The organism is Bradyrhizobium sp. USDA 4353, assembly GCF_054063215.1.
The window spans coordinates 4,666,747-4,684,186 of record NZ_JBSSGB010000001.1; the positions used below are offsets into that span (position 1 = coordinate 4,666,747).

Sequence of the window (17,440 nt, forward strand, 5' to 3'; positions counted from 1 at the left end):
GTTACGCCGCGGCAGGCTTGGCCTGCCGGGCGATGGCGAGCGCAAGCAGCGCGGCGATGATGCATAGCGCGCCGGCCATGAAGAACGCCGGCAGATAGCTCTGCAGCAACGTGCGCGACAGGCCGGCGCCGAAGGCGGCGGTGCCGGCGCCGAGCTGATGGCCGGCGAACACCCAGCCGAACACGAGGTTGGCGCGCTCCGGCCCGAACCGCTGTGCCGTCAGCCGCACCGTCGGTGGCACGGTCGCAATCCAGTCGAGGCCGTAGAACATCGCGAACAGCGACAAGCCGTAGAACGAGAAGTCGGTGAACGGCAGGAATAGCAGCGAGAGACCACGCAGGCCATAGTACCAGAACAACAGCCAGCGATTGTCGTAGCGGTCCGACAGCCATCCCGACACGATGGTGCCGACGAAGTCGAACATGCCCATTGCGGCGAGCAGGCTCGCGGCCTGGACCTGCGGGATGCCGAAGTCGAGGCACATCGGAATCAGATGCACCTGCACGAGGCCGTTGGTCGAAGCGCCGCAGATGAAGAAGGTCGCAAACAGCATCCAGAACACCGGCACCCGCACCGCATCGCGCAGGGTGCCGAGCGCGGCGGCGAGGATCGGCGTGGTGACCGGGGCGGGCGCCGCGATCGGATCGGTGCCCTTGTCGCCGAACGGGCGCAGACCGACGTCGCTCGGGCGGTCGCGCATCAAAAGCAGGACTGCCGTAGCCGAGACGGCAAGGGCACAGCAGACCAGCGCAAGCGCCGTGCGCCAGCCGAGCCGCTCGGTGAGGCTCGCGAGCAGCGGCAGGAACACGAGCTGTCCGGTGGCGACGCTGGCCGTGAGGATGCCGACCACGAGGCCGCGGCGCGCGACGAACCAGCGCGTGGCGATGGTCGCGCCCAGCACGAGCGCAGTCATGCCGGTGCCCAGGCCGATCACGACGCCCCACAGCAGCACGAGGTGCCAGACCTGGGTCATCGCCAGCGAGGCGAGCAGAGCCGAGACCACGATCAGCTGCGCCAGCAGGGTGATGTTGCGCAGGCCGTAGCGGTTCAAAAGGGCGGCGGCGAACGGCGCCATCAGCCCGAACAGCACGAAGCGGATCGACAGCGCCGAGGAGATCTCCGCGGTGCTCCAGCCGAATTCCTGTTGCAAGGGCACGATGAACACGCCGGGCGCGCCTACCGTGCCGGCGGTGACCAGCGCCGTGAAGAAGGTCACGGCGACCATCACCCAGCCGTAGTGGATGTTGCGCCGTCCGAGGGCTGCTGCGAGTTGATTGGAGATCATGCTGGTCTCGTGATGCTAGGGGCAGCGCCAGTCTGGCAGACGGCGCGCGTGACATAAACGGCGAAGTTCCCTCATTTCAGGACATCAAGGCCGCTCGACCGCAATCGCCGTCGCCTCGCCGCCGCCGATGCACAGCGCCGCGATACCGCGCTTGAGGCCACGGGCCTGCATCGCATGCAGCAAGGTCACGATCAGCCGCGCGCCGGTGGCGCCGATGGGATGGCCGAGCGCGCAAGCCCCGCCATGGACGTTCAGCCTGTCACGGGGGATGCCGAGGTCGCGCTGCGCCGCCATGGCGACGACCGCGAAGGCTTCGTTGATCTCGAAGAGGTCGACATCGTCGACCCGCCAGCCGACCTTGTCCAGCAGCTTCCTGACCGCCGGGATCGGCGCGGTCGTGAACCATTGCGGCTCCTGGCTGTGTGTCGCGTGTCCCTTGATCTCGGCAATCACGGGAAGGCCGTCGCGCTCAGCGCGCGATCGCGGGGCGAGGACGAGAGCTGCTGCGCCATCCGCATTGGCCGAGGACGCCGCCGGCGTGATGGTGCCATCCTTGCGGAACGCCGGCTTCAGCGCCGGGATCTTCGCCGGATCGACCTTGAGCGGATGCTCGTCATTGCGGACCAGCCGCGGACCGGACTTTTCGGTCAGCGTGATCGGCACAATCTCGGCCGCGAACGCGCCGCTTTCGACCGCTTCGCGCGCGCGCGTCAGCGTCTCCACCGCATAGGCATCCTGATCGGCACGGGTGAACTGATAGGCTTCTGCCGTGGCCTCGCCGAAGTCGCCCATCGAGCGGCCGGTGTCGTAGGCGTCTTCCAGCCCGTCCAGCATCATGTGATCGAGAATGCGGTCGTGGCCAGCGCGATAGCCGCCGCGCGCCTTAGCGAGCAGATAGGGCGCATTGCTCATGCTCTCCATGCCGCCGGACACGACGATCTCGGCTGAGCCGGCCCGGATGATGTCGTGCGCCAGCATCGTGGCTTTCATCCCGGAGCCGCAGACCTTGTTGATCGTGGTGGCGCCGGTCGCGTCGGGCAGGCCTGCGCCGCGCGCAGCCTGCCGTGCGGGGGCCTGGCCCTGACCAGCCGGCAGCACGTTGCCCATGAACACTTCGCTCACCGCGTCGGGTGACACGGAAGCGCGGTCGAGTGCCGACTTGATCGCGTGAGCGCCGAGCTCATGCGCACGCAGCGGCGACAATTCGCCCATGAAGCGGCCGAGCGGGGTACGGGCGGCGGACAGGATCACGACGGGATCTGACGAGGCCATGACGGGCTCCCTGAATGAATATGATGGTTATCATATAATGGTGCCCGCAAAATGCAAACCGGCGACCACCCTGACATTGTGGTCAGAAGATGCCGGCGAATCTGCCGGAGTTTGCGGTCGGATACTTGGAAAAACTTGCGGCTCTAGCGCTTGCGCTCGATGAAGTGCTGCATCAGCTGCCTGGGCTCGTCGGTCAGGAACGAGCGGCCGAACGCGCCGATCGAGACCTCGATCGATTCCTTCAGCGGCAGCTCCTCCCATTGCCGCAGCAAGGCTTTCTGCATCCGAAGCGCTTCCGGCCCGCAGGCGAGAAGAGCGTCGACGGCGCGCTCGACCGCCGCATCGAGCTCGCCTTCCGCGGCGACCGAATCGACCAGCCCCCAGGCCAATGCGGTGGGGGCGTCGATCGTCTCGGCTGTCATCAGGAGCCAGCGCGTGCGGCCCCAGCCGATCAGCCGCGGCAGCAGCGCGGCGTGAATGACCGAGGGGATGCCGACGCGCACCTCGGGCATGCCGAACTTGGCGTCATGTCCCGCGATGCGGATATCGCAGGCGGCCGCGACCTCCAGACCGCCGCCGAGACACCAGCCCGGCATTCGCGCGACCACGGGCGCGGGAAAATTCCGCACCGCTTCGCACAGCCCGGCCAGCCGCGAGATGAACGCTTCCGCGGAGGCCTGGTCGAGCGTCGCCATCTCCTTGATGTCGGCGCCGCCGATCATGCTGCGCTCGCTCTCGCCGGCCAACACCACAGCGCGAATGGCTGCGTCGGATGCAAGCGATTGCAGGCCGTTCTGCACGTCCAAAATAGCCGCTGAGCCGAGAATGTTGAGCTTGCCGGCATTGCAGATCGTCAGCCGAACGACGCCGCGACTGTCGCGTTCGATGCCGCAGTGCGGATTGAGCATCTCCATGGTCGTCTCCTCATACGCACGGCCGAGTTCCGGCTTTTGCGAATGGTGTCACGGTCTTGATTTAGATCAACTCGAATTCATCAGATAGCTGCAGCGAGCGGGGCGCAGAGCTGCTATTGTATGACTTCGAACATTCAATGGGACGACAATGCGCTACTCTCCGGAACACAAGGCGGAAACCCACGCGCGAATCGTACGCAAGGCGTCAGTGCGGCTGCGGGAGAAGGGCGCTCACGGCGTCGGTGTTGCTGATCTCATGAAGGAGGCCGGGCTCACCCATGGCGGCTTCTATGCGCATTTCGAATCGCGCGAGGCGCTGGTCGTCGAGGCGTTCGGCTATGCGATCGATCGCTCGGTCGAGCGCTGGCGCAAGCTGTTGGACGAGCTGCCGCCGCAAAAACGGCTGGCCGCGATCGTCGACGGCTATTTGTCGGCCGAGCATCGTGATGATCCCGGCCATGGCTGTGCGGTGCCCGCGCTCGGCGCCGAAATCGCGCGCGAGAGCGCCAAGACGCGTAAGGCTTTCGCAGCCAAGCTCGAGGAGCTGATCGATCTGTTCGCCGACTACATCCTCGACGTGCCGCGCAAGACCGCGCGCAAGCGGGCCTCCGCGATGCTCGCGACCCTGATGGGGACCATCGTGATGGCGCGCATTACCGGTAGCGGCGAATTGTCTGAGGAGATCTTGAGCTCCGGTCGCGAGGTGGCCCTGGCGGTTGCCCATGGTGACGGACCTGGGGGGAAGACAGCGCGAGTGCCCGCGAAAAGGCCCGTGAAGAAGGCTGCTGCCCCGAAGCGTTGAGCCTTCGGACGACGCGCGCGATGGACGGCCTGCCGCGGGAGCGAAGGGGCGGCAATTTCGCAGCGCCGGTCAGCGTTGAGACCCTTCCCAAACGCCGCAAAGACTGCAAGATGCCGGCCAAATCGGCACTGCTTACCCCTGCGGAGGATACCCATGCGTTCGATCGGTCATTTCATTGGCGGCAAAGAGGTCAAGGGCACGTCTGGACGGACGGCCGATGTCTTCGAGCCGATGACCGGTGACGTCCAGGCCAAGGTCGCGCTGGCCTCGCGTTCCGAGCTCCGGGCGGCTGTGGAGAACGCCAAGGCCGCGCAGCCCGCCTGGGCCGCGACCAACCCGCAGCGCCGCGCGCGCGTCATGATGAAGTTTCTGGAACTCGCACAGCGCGACTATGACCAGCTCGCCGAGCTGCTGGCGCGCGAGCACGGCAAGACCATTCCGGACGCCAAGGGGGACATCCAGCGCGGCCTCGAGGTCGTCGAGTTCGCCTGCGGCATTCCGCATTTGATGAAGGGCGAGTACACCGAGGGCGCGGGCCCCGGGATCGACATCTATTCGATGCGCCAGCCGCTCGGCGTCGTTGCCGGCATCACGCCGTTCAATTTCCCGGCGATGATCCCGATGTGGAAGTTCGCGCCCGCCATCGCCTGCGGCAACGCGTTCATTCTCAAGCCCAGCGAGCGTGATCCCGGCGTGCCGATGAAGCTCGCCGAGCTGATGATCGAGGCCGGCCTGCCGGCGGGCATCCTCAACGTCGTCAACGGCGACAAGGAAGCGGTCGACGCCATCCTCGAGGATCCCGATATCATGGCGGTGGGCTTCGTCGGCTCGTCGCCGATCGCGCAATACATCTATGAGCGCGCCGCCGCCCACGGCAAGCGCTGCCAGTGTTTTGGCGGCGCCAAGAACCACGCCATCATCATGCCCGATGCCGATCTCGATCAGGCGGTCGATGCGCTGATCGGTGCCGGCTACGGCTCGGCCGGCGAGCGCTGCATGGCGGTCTCGGTCGCGGTGCCCGTCGGCAAGACCACCGCGGACCGGCTGATGGACAAGCTGATCCCGCGCGTCGAAAGCCTCAAGATCGGCACCTCGATCGATCCGTCGGCCGATTACGGCCCGCTGGTGACCCGCGAGGCCGTCGAGCGCGTCAGGAACTACGTCGACATCGGCGTCAAGGAAGGCGCGACGCTCGCCGTGGACGGCCGCGGCTTCAAGATGCAGGGCTATGAGAACGGCTTCTACATGGGCGGCTGTCTGTTCGACAACGTCACCAAGGACATGCGGATCTACAAGGAAGAGATCTTCGGACCCGTGCTGTCGGTGGTGCGCGCCAAGGATTACGCCGAGGCGCTGGCACTGCCATCGGATCATGATTACGGCAATGGCGTTGCGATCTTCACCCGCGACGGCGACGCGGCCCGCGATTTCGCGGCCAAGGTGAATGTCGGCATGGTCGGCATCAACGTGCCGATTCCGGTGCCGATCGCCTACTACACCTTCGGCGGCTGGAAGAAGTCCGGCTTCGGCGATCTCAACCAGCACGGCCCGGATTCGATCCGCTTCTACACCAAGACCAAGACCGTCACCTCGCGCTGGCCGTCCGGGGTCAAGGAAGGCGCGGAGTTCTCGATCCCGCTGATGAAGTAAGTTGAATGGGAGCCCGAGAGGGCTCCCATTGCGTCGTTCTCGTCGTCATTGCGAGGAGCGGAGCGACGAAGCAATCCAGACTGTCTCCACGGAACGATCCTGGATTGCTTCGCTTCGCTCGCAATGACGGAGTAAGAGGCGCCGACCCGACAAAATAACAAACCTTTGGGAAACGCGGAGAACGAATGCAGTTCGCTCTCGATGAGGATCAGATCGCGGTGCGCGACATGGCGCGCACGTTCGCGGCCGAGAAGATCGCCCCGCATGCGCTGCGCTGGGATGAGGAGAAGCATTTCCCGGTCGACGTCATGCGCGAGGCCGCGGCGCTCGGCATGGGCGGCATCTACATCCGCGACGATGTCGGCGGCTCGGGCCTGTCCCGTCTCGATGCCGCGCTGATCTTCGAGGCGCTGGCGACCGGCTGCCCGACGGTGTCCGCCTTCATCTCCATCCACAACATGGCGTCGTGGATGATCGACACTTTCGGCACCGAGGCGCAGCGCCAGGAATATCTGCCGAAGCTCTGCCCGATGGACCTGATTGCGAGCTACTGCCTGACCGAGCCGGGCGCCGGCTCCGACGCCGCCGCGCTGCGCACGCGCGCGGTGCGCGATGGCGATGTCTACGTGCTCAACGGCCAGAAGCAGTTCATCTCCGGTGCCGGCGCGACCGACATTCTCGTCGCGATGGTGCGCACCGGCGCCGATGGTCCCGGCGGCATCTCGACGCTCGTCATCGACGCCAAGACTCCCGGCGTGTCCTTTGGCATCAATGAGCGCAAGATGGGCTGGAATGCGCAGCCGACGCGCGCGGTGATCTTCGAGAATGCGCGCGTGCCGGTCGCGAACCGGCTCGGCGAGGAGGGCATCGGCTTCAAGATTGCGATGGCCGGACTCGACGGCGGCCGCCTCAACATCGCGGCGTGCTCGCTCGGCGGCGCGCAGGCGGCGCTCGACAAGACGCTGGCCTATACGAAAGAGCGCAAGGCGTTCGGCAAGCGGCTCGATGAATTCCAGGCGCTGCAATTCCGCATCGCCGACATGGCGATCGAGCTGGAAGCCGCGCGCACCTTCGTGTGGCGGGCGGCAGCAGCGCTCGATCGCAAGGATCCGGACGCGACCATGCTCTGCGCGATGGCCAAGCGCTTCGGGACCGATGTCGGCTTCGAGGTGGCCAACCAGGCGCTGCAACTGCATGGCGGCTACGGTTACTTGAGCGAATACGGCATCGAGAAGATCGTGCGCGATCTGCGCGTGCACCAGATCCTCGAAGGCACCAACGAGATCATGCGCCTGATCGTGTCGCGCAAGCTGATCGAGGGCGCGCGATGAGCGAGGTGGTCGAGGGCGATCTGATCGTTCGCCGCGAGGGCTCGGCCGGCATCATCCGGCTCAACCGTCCCAAGGCGATCAACGCGATGACCCTGGAGATGTCCATGGGCATCGACGCGGCGCTCGATCAGTTCGAGGCCGATCCTGCCGTTGCCGTGGTCCTGCTCGAAGGCGCGGGCGAGCGCGGGCTGTGCGCCGGCGGCGACATTCGCGGGCTCTATGAGAGCTCGAAGGTGAATGGCGACCTGGGAAAAGTGTTCTGGCGTCAGGAATACATCATGAATGCGCGCATCGCTGCGTTCCCAAAGCCCTATGTCGCCTACATGGACGGGCTGGTGATGGGCGGCGGCGTCGGCCTGTCGGCGCATGGCCGCCATCGCATCGTGACCGAGAAGACCAAGCTCGCGATGCCCGAGGTCGGCCTCGGCTTCTTCCCCGATGTCGGCGGCACCTGGCTGTTGTCGCGCGCGCCGGGCGAGCTCGGCGCCTATTTCGGGCTTACGGGGCAGACCATGAACGGGCCTGATGCGATCCATGCGCGCTTCGCGGATGCGGTTGTGCCGACGTCGAGCTGGCCCGCGTTGCGGGAGGTCCTGACCAAGGTCAGGCCTGGGACATTGTCTGCCGAGATCGATCGGCTGATCGCAGGTTTTGCCAGCGGCGAGACGGCCGGCCCTGTGGCCGAGCAGCTGGCGAAAATCGATGCATGGTTTGCCCATGACAGCATGCACGACATCTTCGCGGCCCTCGAAGCTGATGACTCCGAGCTCGCGCGCGCGACGTTGAAGACGCTCAAGGAGAAGTCGCCGCGCGGCATGGTCGTGACCTTGAAACTGCTGCGGCTGGCGCGCGGAGCGGCTTCGTTGCAAGTGTGCCTGGTCCGCGAATATCGTGCCGCGCTGGAAGTGTTCCGCAGCGACGATTTCCGCGAGGGCGTGCGCGCCGCGATCATCGACAAGGACCGCAATCCAAAATGGTCGCCGCCGGATGTCGATCAGGTGACGCCCGAGATGCTGGCGCCATATCTGGCCGAGATCGGCGCCGACGAGCTGACATTCCCGCAAACGAGATAACAAGCAGGTCGAGGGAGAGAACGAACCATGGCAACGATCGCATTCATCGGCCTCGGCAACATGGGTGGCCCGATGGCCGCCAATCTCGTCAAGGCCGGCCACAAGGTGGTGGCGTTCGATCTGGTCGAAGCCTCGCGCGCGCAGGCCAAGGCGGATGGCGCTGAGATTGCGGACAGCGCCGTGGCAGCAGCGAAGGGCGCTGACGCCGTCGTCACCATGTTGCCGGCCGGAAAGCATGTGCTGGCGGTGTGGAACGAGGTCGTGCCGGCGATGGCCAAGGGCGCGCTGATCATCGATTCCTCGACCATCGACGTCGAGAGCGCGCGATCAGCGCATGGGCTGGCTGCCAAGCATGGCATCGCCGCCATCGATGCGCCGGTGTCCGGCGGCACTGGCGGCGCCAAGGCCGCTACGCTGACCTTCATGTGCGGGGGCGAGGAAGGCGCATTTGCGGCGGCCAAGCCGATCCTGGAGGCAATGGGCAAGAAGATCGTCCATTGCGGCGGCGCCGGCGCGGGGCAGGCGGCCAAGATCTGCAACAACATGATCCTGGGCATCTCGATGATCGCCGTCGGCGAGGCGTTTGCGTTGGCTGAGAAGCTCGGCCTATCGCATCAGGCGCTGTTCGACGTCGCCTCGACCTCGTCGGGCCAGTGCTGGTCACTGACGTCGTATTGCCCGGTACCCGGCCCGGTGCCGGCCTCGCCCGCCAACAACGACTACAGACCGGGCTTCGCGACCGCGCTAATGCTGAAGGATCTCACGCTGTCGCAGGACGCCGCCAAGGCGGCCGGCGCGGCGACGCCGCTCGGCCAGCATGCGCAGGAGATCTACAAGGCGTTCGACGCCGCCGGTCATGGTGGTGTCGATTTCTCGGGGATCATTCAGCACGTCCGCAAGCTCGCCGGGACCACTTGATGACGACATTCAAGGACGCACGCGCGTTTCTGCTGGCGCATCGCACCGACTACGATGCCGCGGTGAAGGGTTTTCGCTGGCCCGATCCGGTCCCGTTCAACTGGGCGCTCGACTGGTTCGATGCCGAGCTTGCGTCGGACCCCGAAAGCCGCGAGCGCACGGCGCTATGGATTGTCGATGCCGCGCAGGATCGCCAAACGAAACTGTCCTTCGCCGCGCTGTCGCGCCGCTCCAACCAGGTCGCCAACTTCCTGCGCGCGCAAGGCTTGAAGCGCGGCGATCATCTGCTGCTCTTGCTCGGCAATGTCGTGCCGCTGTGGGAGACGATGCTGGCGGCGATGAAGCTCGGCGTGGTCGTCATTCCCGCGACGACGCTGCTGACCACCGATGAGTTGCGCGATCGTCTGGAGCGCGGCCGCGCCAGGGCCGTCGTCGCCGCGCAGGATCAGGTGGCGAAGTTCGCCGATCTTGGCGCGGATGATCTGGTTCGGATTGTCGTGGGGACGACGACATCAGCCGGCTGGCTTCCGTTCGAAAAGGCGGCCGAGGCCAGCGAGGCATTCACACCGGATGGGCCGACGCAGCCGGATGATCCGATGCTGCTGTATTTCACGTCCGGTACGACGGCCAAGCCGAAGCTGGTGCGGCACAGCCATCGCAGCTATCCGGTCGGCCATCTCTCGACGATGTATTGGCTCGGCCTGCAACCGGGCGACGTGCATCTCAACATCTCCTCGCCGGGCTGGGCCAAGCACGCCTGGAGCTGTTTCTTCTCGCCGTGGAATGCCGGCGCTACCGTGTTCGTCGTCAATCAGCCGCGCTTCGACGCCAAGGGGCTGCTCGCGATCATCCGTCGTTGCGGCGTCACGACGCTGTGCGCGCCGCCGACGGTGTGGCGGCTATTCATTCAGGAGCATCTCGCCGACTTCAAGGTATCCTTGCGCGAGGCCTGTGGCGCCGGCGAGCCGCTCAATCCGGAAGTGATCGATCAGGTCCGCGCCGCCTGGGGACTGACGATCCGCGACGGCTACGGCCAGACCGAGACCGCCGCGATCTGCGGCAACTCGCCGGGCCAGAAGCTGAAGATCGGCTCGATGGGCCGTCCGCTGCCGGGCTATCGCGTCGAGGTCGCGGATATCGACGGCAATCTCGCGAGTGAGGGCGAAATCACGCTGTCGCTCTCAGGCGAACGCCCAGCCGGCCTCATGCAAGGCTATCAGGGAGACGACGGCAAGCTCAGCGGCGCCGATGGCGTGCGCTATCGCACCGGCGATGTCGTGTTCCAGGACGAGGAGGGCTACCTGACCTTCGTCGGCCGCTCCGACGACGTGTTCAAATCCTCTGACTATCGCATCTCTCCGTTCGAGCTGGAGAGCGTGCTGCTGGAGCACGAGGCGGTCGCCGAGGCCGCGGTGGTGCCGAGCCCGGATCCGATCCGGCTGGCGATTCCGAAGGCCTATGTGCTGCTGACGTCAGGCGCGGAGCGCTCGCGCGCGACCGCGCTGTCGATCTTCGAGCATCTGCAGGCGCGGCTGGCGCCATTCAAGCGCATCCGCCGGCTCGAGCTGGTCAGCGAGCTGCCGAAGACGATCTCCGGAAAGATCCGCCGCGTGCAGCTGCGCCGGCTGGAGCACGAGGACAACCGCACGGACCATCTGCGCGGCACGGAATTCAAGGAAGAGGACTTCCCGGAGCTGAAGACACGACCGTCCGGGCACGAGGTGTAGGGAACGCATGAACAAGATCTGGAAGAAGCCGCCGATTTCGCTTCAAAGCTATCAGGCCATGGTCGGCCAGGAGATCGGCGTGTCGTTATGGCACGTGCTCGATCAGCAGCGCATCGACACCTATGCCGACGTGATTGAGGACCATCAGTTCATTCACGTCGATCCGGAAGCGGCCAAGGCGACGCCGTTCGGCACCACCATCGCGCACGGCTTCCTCACGATGTCGCTGCTGTCGGTGATGTCCTACGAGGTCATGCCGGCGATCGAGGGCACGGCGATGGGCGTCAATTACGGCTTCGACAAGCTGCGCTTCATCTCGCCGGTCAAGTCAGGCAAGCGCGTGCGCGGCCGCTTCGTTCTGTCGGAGGCCACGCTGCGCAAGCCTGGGGAGTTGCAGTCGCGCACCAACGTCACCGTCGAGATCGAGGGCGAGGACAAGCCCGCCCTGGTCGCCGACTGGATCGGTCTGATCTATCTGAGCTAACCATCTCTCGCTACACCACCCCAACCTCGTCATCGCCGGGCTTGACCCGGCGATCCATCTCCCTGATCGAAGGTGGATGGATGCCCGGGTCAAGCCCGGGCATGACGAGCGCAGAACCGAGGACACAGCATCATGGCAATCAGATTCGACGGACGCGTCGCCATCGTCACTGGCGCAGGCAATGGGCTCGGGCGCGCGCATGCGCTGGGGCTGGCGAGCCGCGGCGCCAAGGTCGTGGTCAATGATTTCGGCGGCGCGCGCGACGGCACCGGCGGCTCGATGACCGCAGCGGAGACCGTGGTCGAGGAGATCCGCAAAGCCGGCGGCACCGCGATGGCCGATGGCGCCGACGTCTCGAATTTCGAGCAGGTCACCGCGATGGTCGAGCGCGCCACCAAGGAGTGGGGCAGCGTCGACATCATGTGCGCCAATGCCGGCATCCTCAGAGACAAGTCGTTCGGCAAGATGGAAGTCGCCGATTTCGCCAAGGTGCTCGACGTGCACCTCGTCGGTAGCTTCTACTGCTGCAAGGCGGTGTGGAACGGCATGCGCGAGCGCAACTACGGCCGCATCGTGCTGACGACCTCGTCCTCCGGCCTGTTCGGCAATTTCGGCCAGGCCAATTACGGCGCGGCCAAGACCGGGATGGTCGGCCTGATGAACGTGCTGGCGGAGGAGGGTCGCAAGACCAACATCCGCGTTAATATCATTTCGCCGACGGCAGCCACCCGCATGACCGAGGAACTGCTGCCGCCGCAGGCGCTGCAACTGATGAAGCCGGAATCGATCACGCCGGCGGTGGAGTATCTGCTCAGCGAGGACGCGCCGACCCGCACCATCATGGGCGCCGGTGCGGGTTCGTTCGCCGTCATCAAGATCCTGGAGAGCGAGGGCATCAACCTGCCGCCGGAGGAATGGACGCCGGACGCGGTCGCCGCGCATTTTGCCGAGATCAGCGACATGTCGAAGGCGCGAGCGCTGCAAGGCGCGTTCGAGCAGACGCAGAAGTATGTGTCGCAGGCTGCGGCGCGGCTGGGAATCAAGCTGTAGATCACGTCGCCCGCCCCACACACCGCCGTCATGGCCGGGCTTGACCCGGCCATCCACGTCTTTGACACCACCTGCGTGGAAAGGCGTGGATGCCCGGGCCTATGCCTCGCCGAAGGGCTTCGGCCCCGCAGGCGGGTCAAGCCCGGGCATGACGACCTTTTGCATTGAGATGGGCGCGGCCTAAACTGGCGACATGTCATCTTCGAAGCAAATCGCCATTATCGGAGCCGGTCCGGCCGGGCTTATGGCCGCCGAGCTGCTGGCCGAAGGCGGAGCCCGCGTCACCGTCTACGATGCGATGCCGTCGGTGGCGCGCAAGTTTCTGATGGCGGGGCGAGGGGGCCTCAATCTCACGCATAGCGAAGAGCTGACCGCATTCCTGTCGCGTTATCGCGAAGCCGCGGCGTGGCTTACGCCGGTGATCAAAGCCTTTTCGCCGCAACAACTACGCGACTGGTGCGAGTCGCTCGGCGAGCCGACCTTCGTTGGCTCCTCCGGCCGCGTATTTCCGGTTGCGATGAAAGCCTCGCCGCCGCTTCGCGCGTGGCTGCGCCGGCTCGACGCACAGGGTGTGCGGATCGAGCTGCGGCATCGCTGGACTGGCTGGGACGATCAGGGACATCTCACCTTCGAGACGCCGGCAGGACCGCGCTCCATCGTGGCCGATGCCGTTGTGCTGGCGCTCGGCGGCGCGAGCTGGCCGCGGCTCGGCTCCGATGGCGGCTGGGTGCCCATCCTGGCGGCAAAAGGCATCGTCATCGCGCCGCTGCGGCCAGCCAATTGCGGCTTCACCGTCGGCTGGTCCGACATCTTCCGCGATCGCTTTGAGGGCCAGCCACTGAAGAGCATCGCGCTGTCGTTCGGCGAGCGCAGCATGCGCGGGGAGGCGATTGTCACGCGCCACGGCATCGAGGGGGGCGCGGTGTATGCGCTGTCGGCAGAGCTGCGGGAGGCCATCGCTGTTCGTGGCGAGGCGACACTGCATGTCGCGCTGCGGCCCGAGGTCGAAGCTGCCGATCTGATCAAGAAGCTCTCGGCGCCGCGCGGCAAGCAGACGTTCTCGAACGTGCTGCGCAAGGCGCTGCAATTGTCTCCGGTCGCGATCGGGCTGCTGCAGGAGGCGGCGAAGACACAAGGCCTGTCGCTGTCGTCGCTGTCGCCGGATCGCCTTGCGGCGCTGATCAACGCCGTGCCGATCAGGCTGACAGGCACCGCCGGTCTCGCCCGCGCTATCTCCAGCGCAGGCGGCATCGTGCGCGACGAGCTCGATTCTAATTTCATGCTGCGCCGACTGCCCGGCGTGTTCGCCGCCGGCGAGATGCTGGACTGGGAAGCGCCGACCGGCGGCTATCTGCTGCAGGCCTCGTTCGCGACCGGCGTGGCAGCGGGGAAGGGGGCGCTGAGCTGGCTACGAGGAGATGGGCAGTTATGACCATACCGCTCCCTGAGCCCTGGTTTGTGCTCACCGAAGATCATATGCGGACGACACTGGAGACCGAGCTCGCGCGTGAAATTGCTCCCGACCATGCATTGGCAAATCTGTCCCTCAGCATCATCGCAAAGCGTGACGATTGCGATGATGTCCTCGTCACATTGCGTGACGGCCGGGTAGCCGTGGTTCACCTCACGTGGTCTGGCGGTCGTGAAGTCGACCCTCGGCGGCCGACAACCGTGCTCTACGACTCGCTCGACGATTGGCGTCTCTCTCTCGACTGATCGTCATTTTGTAAGGAGCGAACTTTAGTTTGTAGGGTGGGCAAAGCGCAGCGTGCCCACCGTCAGCATCAACTGAGACCACGGTGGGCACGATGCGCCGCGGCGTTGCCGCGTCGCCTCTTTGCCCACCCTACGTCTTTGCCGTCATTGCGAGCGAAACAACGACGGGCCGAGAGAGTTGCGCGCCTAACGCAGCTTGCCGCGCGCCGCTACCGGCAGCGTGCCCACGATCTCCTCGCCACGGACCATCACCACCTCGTCCATCATGTTGACGACGACGCAGACATGGTTGGGGACGATGCGGACGACGTCGCCGACATTGGGGCGGGTGTTGCTGCGGGACAGGTCGAGGAAGCCGTGCTCCTCGGCGAAGCGCGCGATCTTCGCTTCCGGGTGCTCCAGGATCAGGCCGTGGCCGTCGAGGCCGCCGGTGTCGGTCGTCAGCGTCTTCGAGCCGGCGTCGAGGATGCCGCGCTCGGGTGCGGCGCGGCTGACGACCGTGGAGTAGATGTGCAGCGCGCAGTCGTCGAAAGCTGCGACGCCGGCAGCGACCTGCATGCGGTCGTTGTAGATGTAGGTGCCGGGACGGTGCTCGGTCGCGCCCTTGAGCTTGCCGAGATTCTTCAGGTTCGGCGAGCCGCCGGTCGAGACGATGCTGGCCTCCAGCCCCTCGGCGCGCACGCCGGTCAGGGCCTCGTCGTAGAAGCGCTGCGCGGCGTCCCAGCCGGACTCAGTAGGATACAACATGAAGCCGGCGAAGCGCAGGCCTTCGCTCGCCTTGATCTGCCGCGCGAGCTGGATCGCCTCGGCCGGTGTCTCGACGCCGGCGCGCTTGCGCCCGGTATCGCATTCGACCACGACCGAGAGCGTGCGGCCGGATTGCTTTGCTGCTTGCGGCAGGCTGGCGATCACGGTCGCGTTGTCGGCGGCAACGGTCATGTCGGCTTTCGCCTGCAGCGCGGCGAGGCGCGCCATCTTCTCCTCGCCGACCAGATTGTAGCTGATCAGGATGTTGCTGATGCCGGCGTCCGCCATGATCTCGGCCTCGCCGATCTTCTGGCACGTGATGCCTTGTGCGCCGGCCTCGATCTGCAGCTTGGCCAGGACCGGGCTCTTGTGCGTCTTGATGTGCGGCCGGTTGGCGACGCCGGCGGCGTCGCATTGCGCCTGGATGCGCGCGATGTTGCGCTCGACCTTGTCCATGTCGATGACGGCGCAGGGCGTGCCGTACTCCCGGGCGATCTTGGCAGCGAGCGGGGTGGTCATGTCGTGAGCTCCATCATCGAGGGTGGCAGCGTGTGCCATCAAACGTAGGGTGGGCAAAGCGAAGCGTGCCCACCGTCTTCAGTTGCACGAGGATTCGGTGGGCACGGCGTTGGCGCGCCTTTGCCCACCCTACGGCAGCGTCATCCGCCCTCGATCTCCTCGCGCAGGACTTCGAGCTCCAGCCAGCGGTCTTCGGCGGCGGTGAGCTCGGCCTGCGCGGTGGCGATGGCGAGGGAGGCGGCGTCGAATTTTTTGCGATCTTTCGCATAGAGTGCGGGATCGGCGAGCACGGCCTGCTGCTTGGCGATCTCGGCCTGCAGCTTGGCGATCGTTTTCGGCAGGGTCTCGAGCGCGTGCTTCTCGTTGAAGGAGAGCTTGCGCTTCGGCGTGCTCGTCGGTGCCGTGGCCGCCGGCTTGGCGTCCTTCTTCTCCTCAGCCGCCTTGGCGTGCTCGCGCTTCAAGTCCGCACCGCGCTGCACCAGCATGTCGCTGTAGCCGCCGGCATATTCCTGCCATTTGCCGTTGCCCTCGGGCACGATCACCGATGTGACGACACGATCGAGGAAGTCACGGTCGTGGCTGATCAGGATCACCGTGCCCTCGTAGTCGCCGAGCATGTCCTCGAGCACGTCCAGCGTTTCCAGGTCGAGATCGTTGGTCGGCTCGTCCAGCACCAGGAGGTTCGACGGCTTGGCCAATGCGCGCGCCAGCATCAGCCGGCCGCGCTCGCCGCCCGACAGAACTTCCAGGGGCGTGCGCATCTGCTCGCGCGAGAACAGGAAGTCTTCCATGTAGCCGACCACGTGCTTCGGCTTGCCGGCGACCATGACGTGATCGCCGCGTCCGCCGGTCAGCGCCTCCGCGAGCGTCGTCCTGGGATCCAGGCTCTCGCGCTGCTGGTCCAGCGTCGCCATCTCCAGATTGACGCCGAGCCGGACGCTGCCGCTGTCCGGCTCGCTGCCGCCGGTGAGCAGATTGACCAGCGTGGTCTTGCCCGCGCCGTTCGGGCCGACGATGCCGATGCGGTCGCCACGCTGAATGCGGATGGAGAAATTATCGATGATCTTGCGGTCGCCGTAACTCTTGCTGGCGCCCTTGGCCTCGATCACCAGCTTGCCGGACTTGTCGGCTTCGGCGGCGGCAAGATTGGCGCTGCCCGCCGTGCCGCGATAATCGCGGCGCTGCTGGCGCAGCGCGTGGAGATTGGCGAGGCGCTTGACGTTGCGCTTGCGCCGGCCGGAGACGCCGTGGCGCAGCCAGTGCTCCTCATTGACGATCTTGCGGTCGAGCTTGTGCTGCTCGCGCTCCTCCTCGGCCAGCACCTCGTCGCGCCACGCCTCGAAGCCGGCGAAGCCGCGGTCGATCTGCTTGATCTGGCCGCGATCGAGCCAGGCGGTGGCGCGGGACAGATTGGTGAGGAAGCGGCGGTCGTGGCTGATCAGCACCAGCGCGCAGCGGCGGCCGTCGAGCTCGTTCTCCAGCCATTCGATGGTGGTGAGATCGAGATGGTTGGTCGGCTCGTCCAAGAGCAGGATGTCGGGATTGGGCGCGAGCACGCGCGCCAGCGCCGCGCGGCGCGCCTCGCCGCCGGAGACATGCGCGGGATCCTCCTCGCCTGATAGCCCGAGCTGCTCGACCAGATAGCGCGCCTGGTAGTGATCGTCGCCGGGCCCGAGCCCGGCCTCGACGTAAGAGAGCGTCGTCGCATGGCCGGAAAAATCCGGCTCCTGCGGCAGATAGCGCACGGTGGCGCCGGGCTGCACGAAGCGCGTGCCGCTGTCGCAATCGACCAGGCCGGCGGCGATCTTGAGCAAGGTGGACTTGCCGGAGCCGTTGCGGCCGATCAGGCAGACGCGCTCGCCCGGCGAGACCGACAGCTCGACACCTTGCAGCAGGGCGGTGCCGCCGAAGGTCAGGCGGATGTCTTTCAACTGGATGAGAGGCGGCGCCAT

Annotated in this window: 14 protein-coding genes and 1 pseudogene; 10 read left to right on the forward strand and 5 right to left on the reverse strand. The window is 66.0% G+C overall.

Annotated features, from left to right (window positions below):
- Position 1 precedes the first annotated feature (1 nt).
- The 3 genes from ACVILH_RS20950 to ACVILH_RS20960 form a co-directional block, all read right to left on the reverse strand.
- Positions 2-1,285 (reverse strand): MFS transporter, encoded by a 1,284-nt coding sequence (locus ACVILH_RS20950; RefSeq protein WP_456714563.1) that lies wholly within the window; start codon positions 1,283-1,285, stop codon positions 2-4.
- 84 nt (positions 1,286-1,369) lie between these two features.
- Positions 1,370-2,557: a thiolase family protein gene (locus ACVILH_RS20955; protein ID WP_456714564.1), complete on the reverse strand. Its 1,188-nt coding sequence runs from the start codon at positions 2,555-2,557 to the stop codon at positions 1,370-1,372.
- A 143-nt stretch (positions 2,558-2,700) separates the two neighbouring features.
- Positions 2,701-3,471 (reverse strand): enoyl-CoA hydratase, encoded by a 771-nt coding sequence (locus ACVILH_RS20960; protein WP_456714565.1) that lies wholly within the window; start codon positions 3,469-3,471, stop codon positions 2,701-2,703.
- Positions 3,472-3,619: 148 nt separating this feature from the next.
- On the opposite strand from ACVILH_RS20960, the gene ACVILH_RS20965 reads away from it, so the two are divergent.
- The 10 genes and pseudogenes from ACVILH_RS20965 to ACVILH_RS21010 all read left to right on the forward strand — a co-directional run bounded on the left by ACVILH_RS20965 (position 3,620) and on the right by ACVILH_RS21010 (position 14,222).
- Positions 3,620-4,273 carry a TetR/AcrR family transcriptional regulator gene (locus tag ACVILH_RS20965; protein ID WP_456714566.1) on the forward strand — a complete coding sequence of 218 codons (654 nt, stop codon included), beginning with the start codon at positions 3,620-3,622 and terminating at the stop codon, positions 4,271-4,273.
- Positions 4,274-4,426: 153 nt separating this feature from the next.
- On the forward strand, positions 4,427-5,923 hold the full coding sequence (locus ACVILH_RS20970) for a CoA-acylating methylmalonate-semialdehyde dehydrogenase (protein WP_456714567.1): 1,497 nt from the start codon (positions 4,427-4,429) through the stop codon (positions 5,921-5,923).
- A gap of 185 nt (positions 5,924-6,108) precedes the next feature.
- A complete protein-coding gene (locus tag ACVILH_RS20975) occupies positions 6,109-7,254 on the forward strand; it encodes an isobutyryl-CoA dehydrogenase (protein ID WP_456714568.1) in 1,146 nt (381 codons plus the stop codon).
- Positions 7,251-8,327, forward strand: a complete 1,077-nt coding sequence (locus tag ACVILH_RS20980) for an enoyl-CoA hydratase/isomerase family protein (RefSeq protein ID WP_456714569.1) — start codon at positions 7,251-7,253, stop codon at positions 8,325-8,327. Before ACVILH_RS20975 ends, ACVILH_RS20980 begins: the two co-directional genes overlap by 4 nt.
- 21 nt (positions 8,328-8,348) lie before the next feature.
- Positions 8,349-9,245, forward strand: a pseudogene (mmsB, locus tag ACVILH_RS20985) (3-hydroxyisobutyrate dehydrogenase); the annotation flags it as partial.
- Positions 9,245-10,972 carry an AMP-binding protein gene (locus ACVILH_RS20990; protein ID WP_456714570.1) on the forward strand — a complete coding sequence of 576 codons (1,728 nt, stop codon included), beginning with the start codon at positions 9,245-9,247 and terminating at the stop codon, positions 10,970-10,972. The pseudogene mmsB and the gene ACVILH_RS20990, both read left to right, overlap by 1 nt.
- A 7-nt stretch (positions 10,973-10,979) precedes the next feature.
- Positions 10,980-11,456, forward strand: a complete 477-nt coding sequence (locus tag ACVILH_RS20995; protein ID WP_456714571.1) for a MaoC family dehydratase — start codon at positions 10,980-10,982, stop codon at positions 11,454-11,456.
- 132 nt (positions 11,457-11,588) lie between these two features.
- The gene (locus tag ACVILH_RS21000) at positions 11,589-12,506 is read left to right on the forward strand and encodes an SDR family NAD(P)-dependent oxidoreductase (protein WP_434857505.1); all 918 of its coding nucleotides are present in this window, start codon (positions 11,589-11,591) and stop codon (positions 12,504-12,506) included.
- 193 nt (positions 12,507-12,699) lie between these two features.
- A complete protein-coding gene (locus ACVILH_RS21005) occupies positions 12,700-13,938 on the forward strand; it encodes an NAD(P)/FAD-dependent oxidoreductase (protein ID WP_456714572.1) in 1,239 nt (412 codons plus the stop codon).
- Positions 13,935-14,222, forward strand: a complete 288-nt coding sequence (locus ACVILH_RS21010) for a hypothetical protein (protein WP_456714573.1) — start codon at positions 13,935-13,937, stop codon at positions 14,220-14,222. The genes ACVILH_RS21005 and ACVILH_RS21010 overlap by 4 nt, the downstream gene beginning before the upstream one ends.
- Positions 14,223-14,408: 186 nt before the next feature.
- On the opposite strand, the gene ACVILH_RS21015 is transcribed toward ACVILH_RS21010, so the two are convergent.
- Positions 14,409-15,488, reverse strand: a complete 1,080-nt coding sequence (locus ACVILH_RS21015; RefSeq protein WP_456714574.1) for a D-TA family PLP-dependent enzyme — start codon at positions 15,486-15,488, stop codon at positions 14,409-14,411.
- A 140-nt stretch (positions 15,489-15,628) separates the two neighbouring features.
- On the reverse strand, positions 15,629-17,440 hold the full coding sequence (locus ACVILH_RS21020; protein ID WP_456714575.1) for an ABC-F family ATP-binding cassette domain-containing protein: 1,812 nt from the start codon (positions 17,438-17,440) through the stop codon (positions 15,629-15,631).

Excerpts from the sequence above, each read along its gene's own strand:
- ACVILH_RS21020 (WP_456714575.1), bottom strand. The coding sequence starts at position 17,440 with ATGGCGCCGCCTCTCATCCAGTTGAAAGACATCCGCCTGACCTTCGGC.
- ACVILH_RS21000 (WP_434857505.1), top strand. The coding sequence starts at position 11,589 with ATGGCAATCAGATTCGACGGACGCGTCGCCATCGTCACTGGCGCAGGC.
- ACVILH_RS21015 (WP_456714574.1), bottom strand. The coding sequence starts at position 15,488 with ATGACCACCCCGCTCGCTGCCAAGATCGCCCGGGAGTACGGCACGCCC.
- ACVILH_RS20990 (WP_456714570.1), top strand. The coding sequence starts at position 9,245 with ATGACGACATTCAAGGACGCACGCGCGTTTCTGCTGGCGCATCGCACC.
- ACVILH_RS20995 (WP_456714571.1), top strand. The coding sequence starts at position 10,980 with ATGAACAAGATCTGGAAGAAGCCGCCGATTTCGCTTCAAAGCTATCAG.
- ACVILH_RS21010 (WP_456714573.1), top strand. The coding sequence starts at position 13,935 with ATGACCATACCGCTCCCTGAGCCCTGGTTTGTGCTCACCGAAGATCAT.
- ACVILH_RS21005 (WP_456714572.1), top strand. The coding sequence starts at position 12,700 with ATGTCATCTTCGAAGCAAATCGCCATTATCGGAGCCGGTCCGGCCGGG.
- ACVILH_RS20965 (WP_456714566.1), top strand. The coding sequence starts at position 3,620 with ATGCGCTACTCTCCGGAACACAAGGCGGAAACCCACGCGCGAATCGTA.
- ACVILH_RS20950 (WP_456714563.1), bottom strand. The coding sequence starts at position 1,285 with ATGATCTCCAATCAACTCGCAGCAGCCCTCGGACGGCGCAACATCCAC.
- ACVILH_RS20970 (WP_456714567.1), top strand. The coding sequence starts at position 4,427 with ATGCGTTCGATCGGTCATTTCATTGGCGGCAAAGAGGTCAAGGGCACG.
- ACVILH_RS20955 (WP_456714564.1), bottom strand. The coding sequence starts at position 2,557 with ATGGCCTCGTCAGATCCCGTCGTGATCCTGTCCGCCGCCCGTACCCCG.
- ACVILH_RS20975 (WP_456714568.1), top strand. The coding sequence starts at position 6,109 with ATGCAGTTCGCTCTCGATGAGGATCAGATCGCGGTGCGCGACATGGCG.
- ACVILH_RS20960 (WP_456714565.1), bottom strand. The coding sequence starts at position 3,471 with ATGGAGATGCTCAATCCGCACTGCGGCATCGAACGCGACAGTCGCGGC.
- ACVILH_RS20980 (WP_456714569.1), top strand. The coding sequence starts at position 7,251 with ATGAGCGAGGTGGTCGAGGGCGATCTGATCGTTCGCCGCGAGGGCTCG.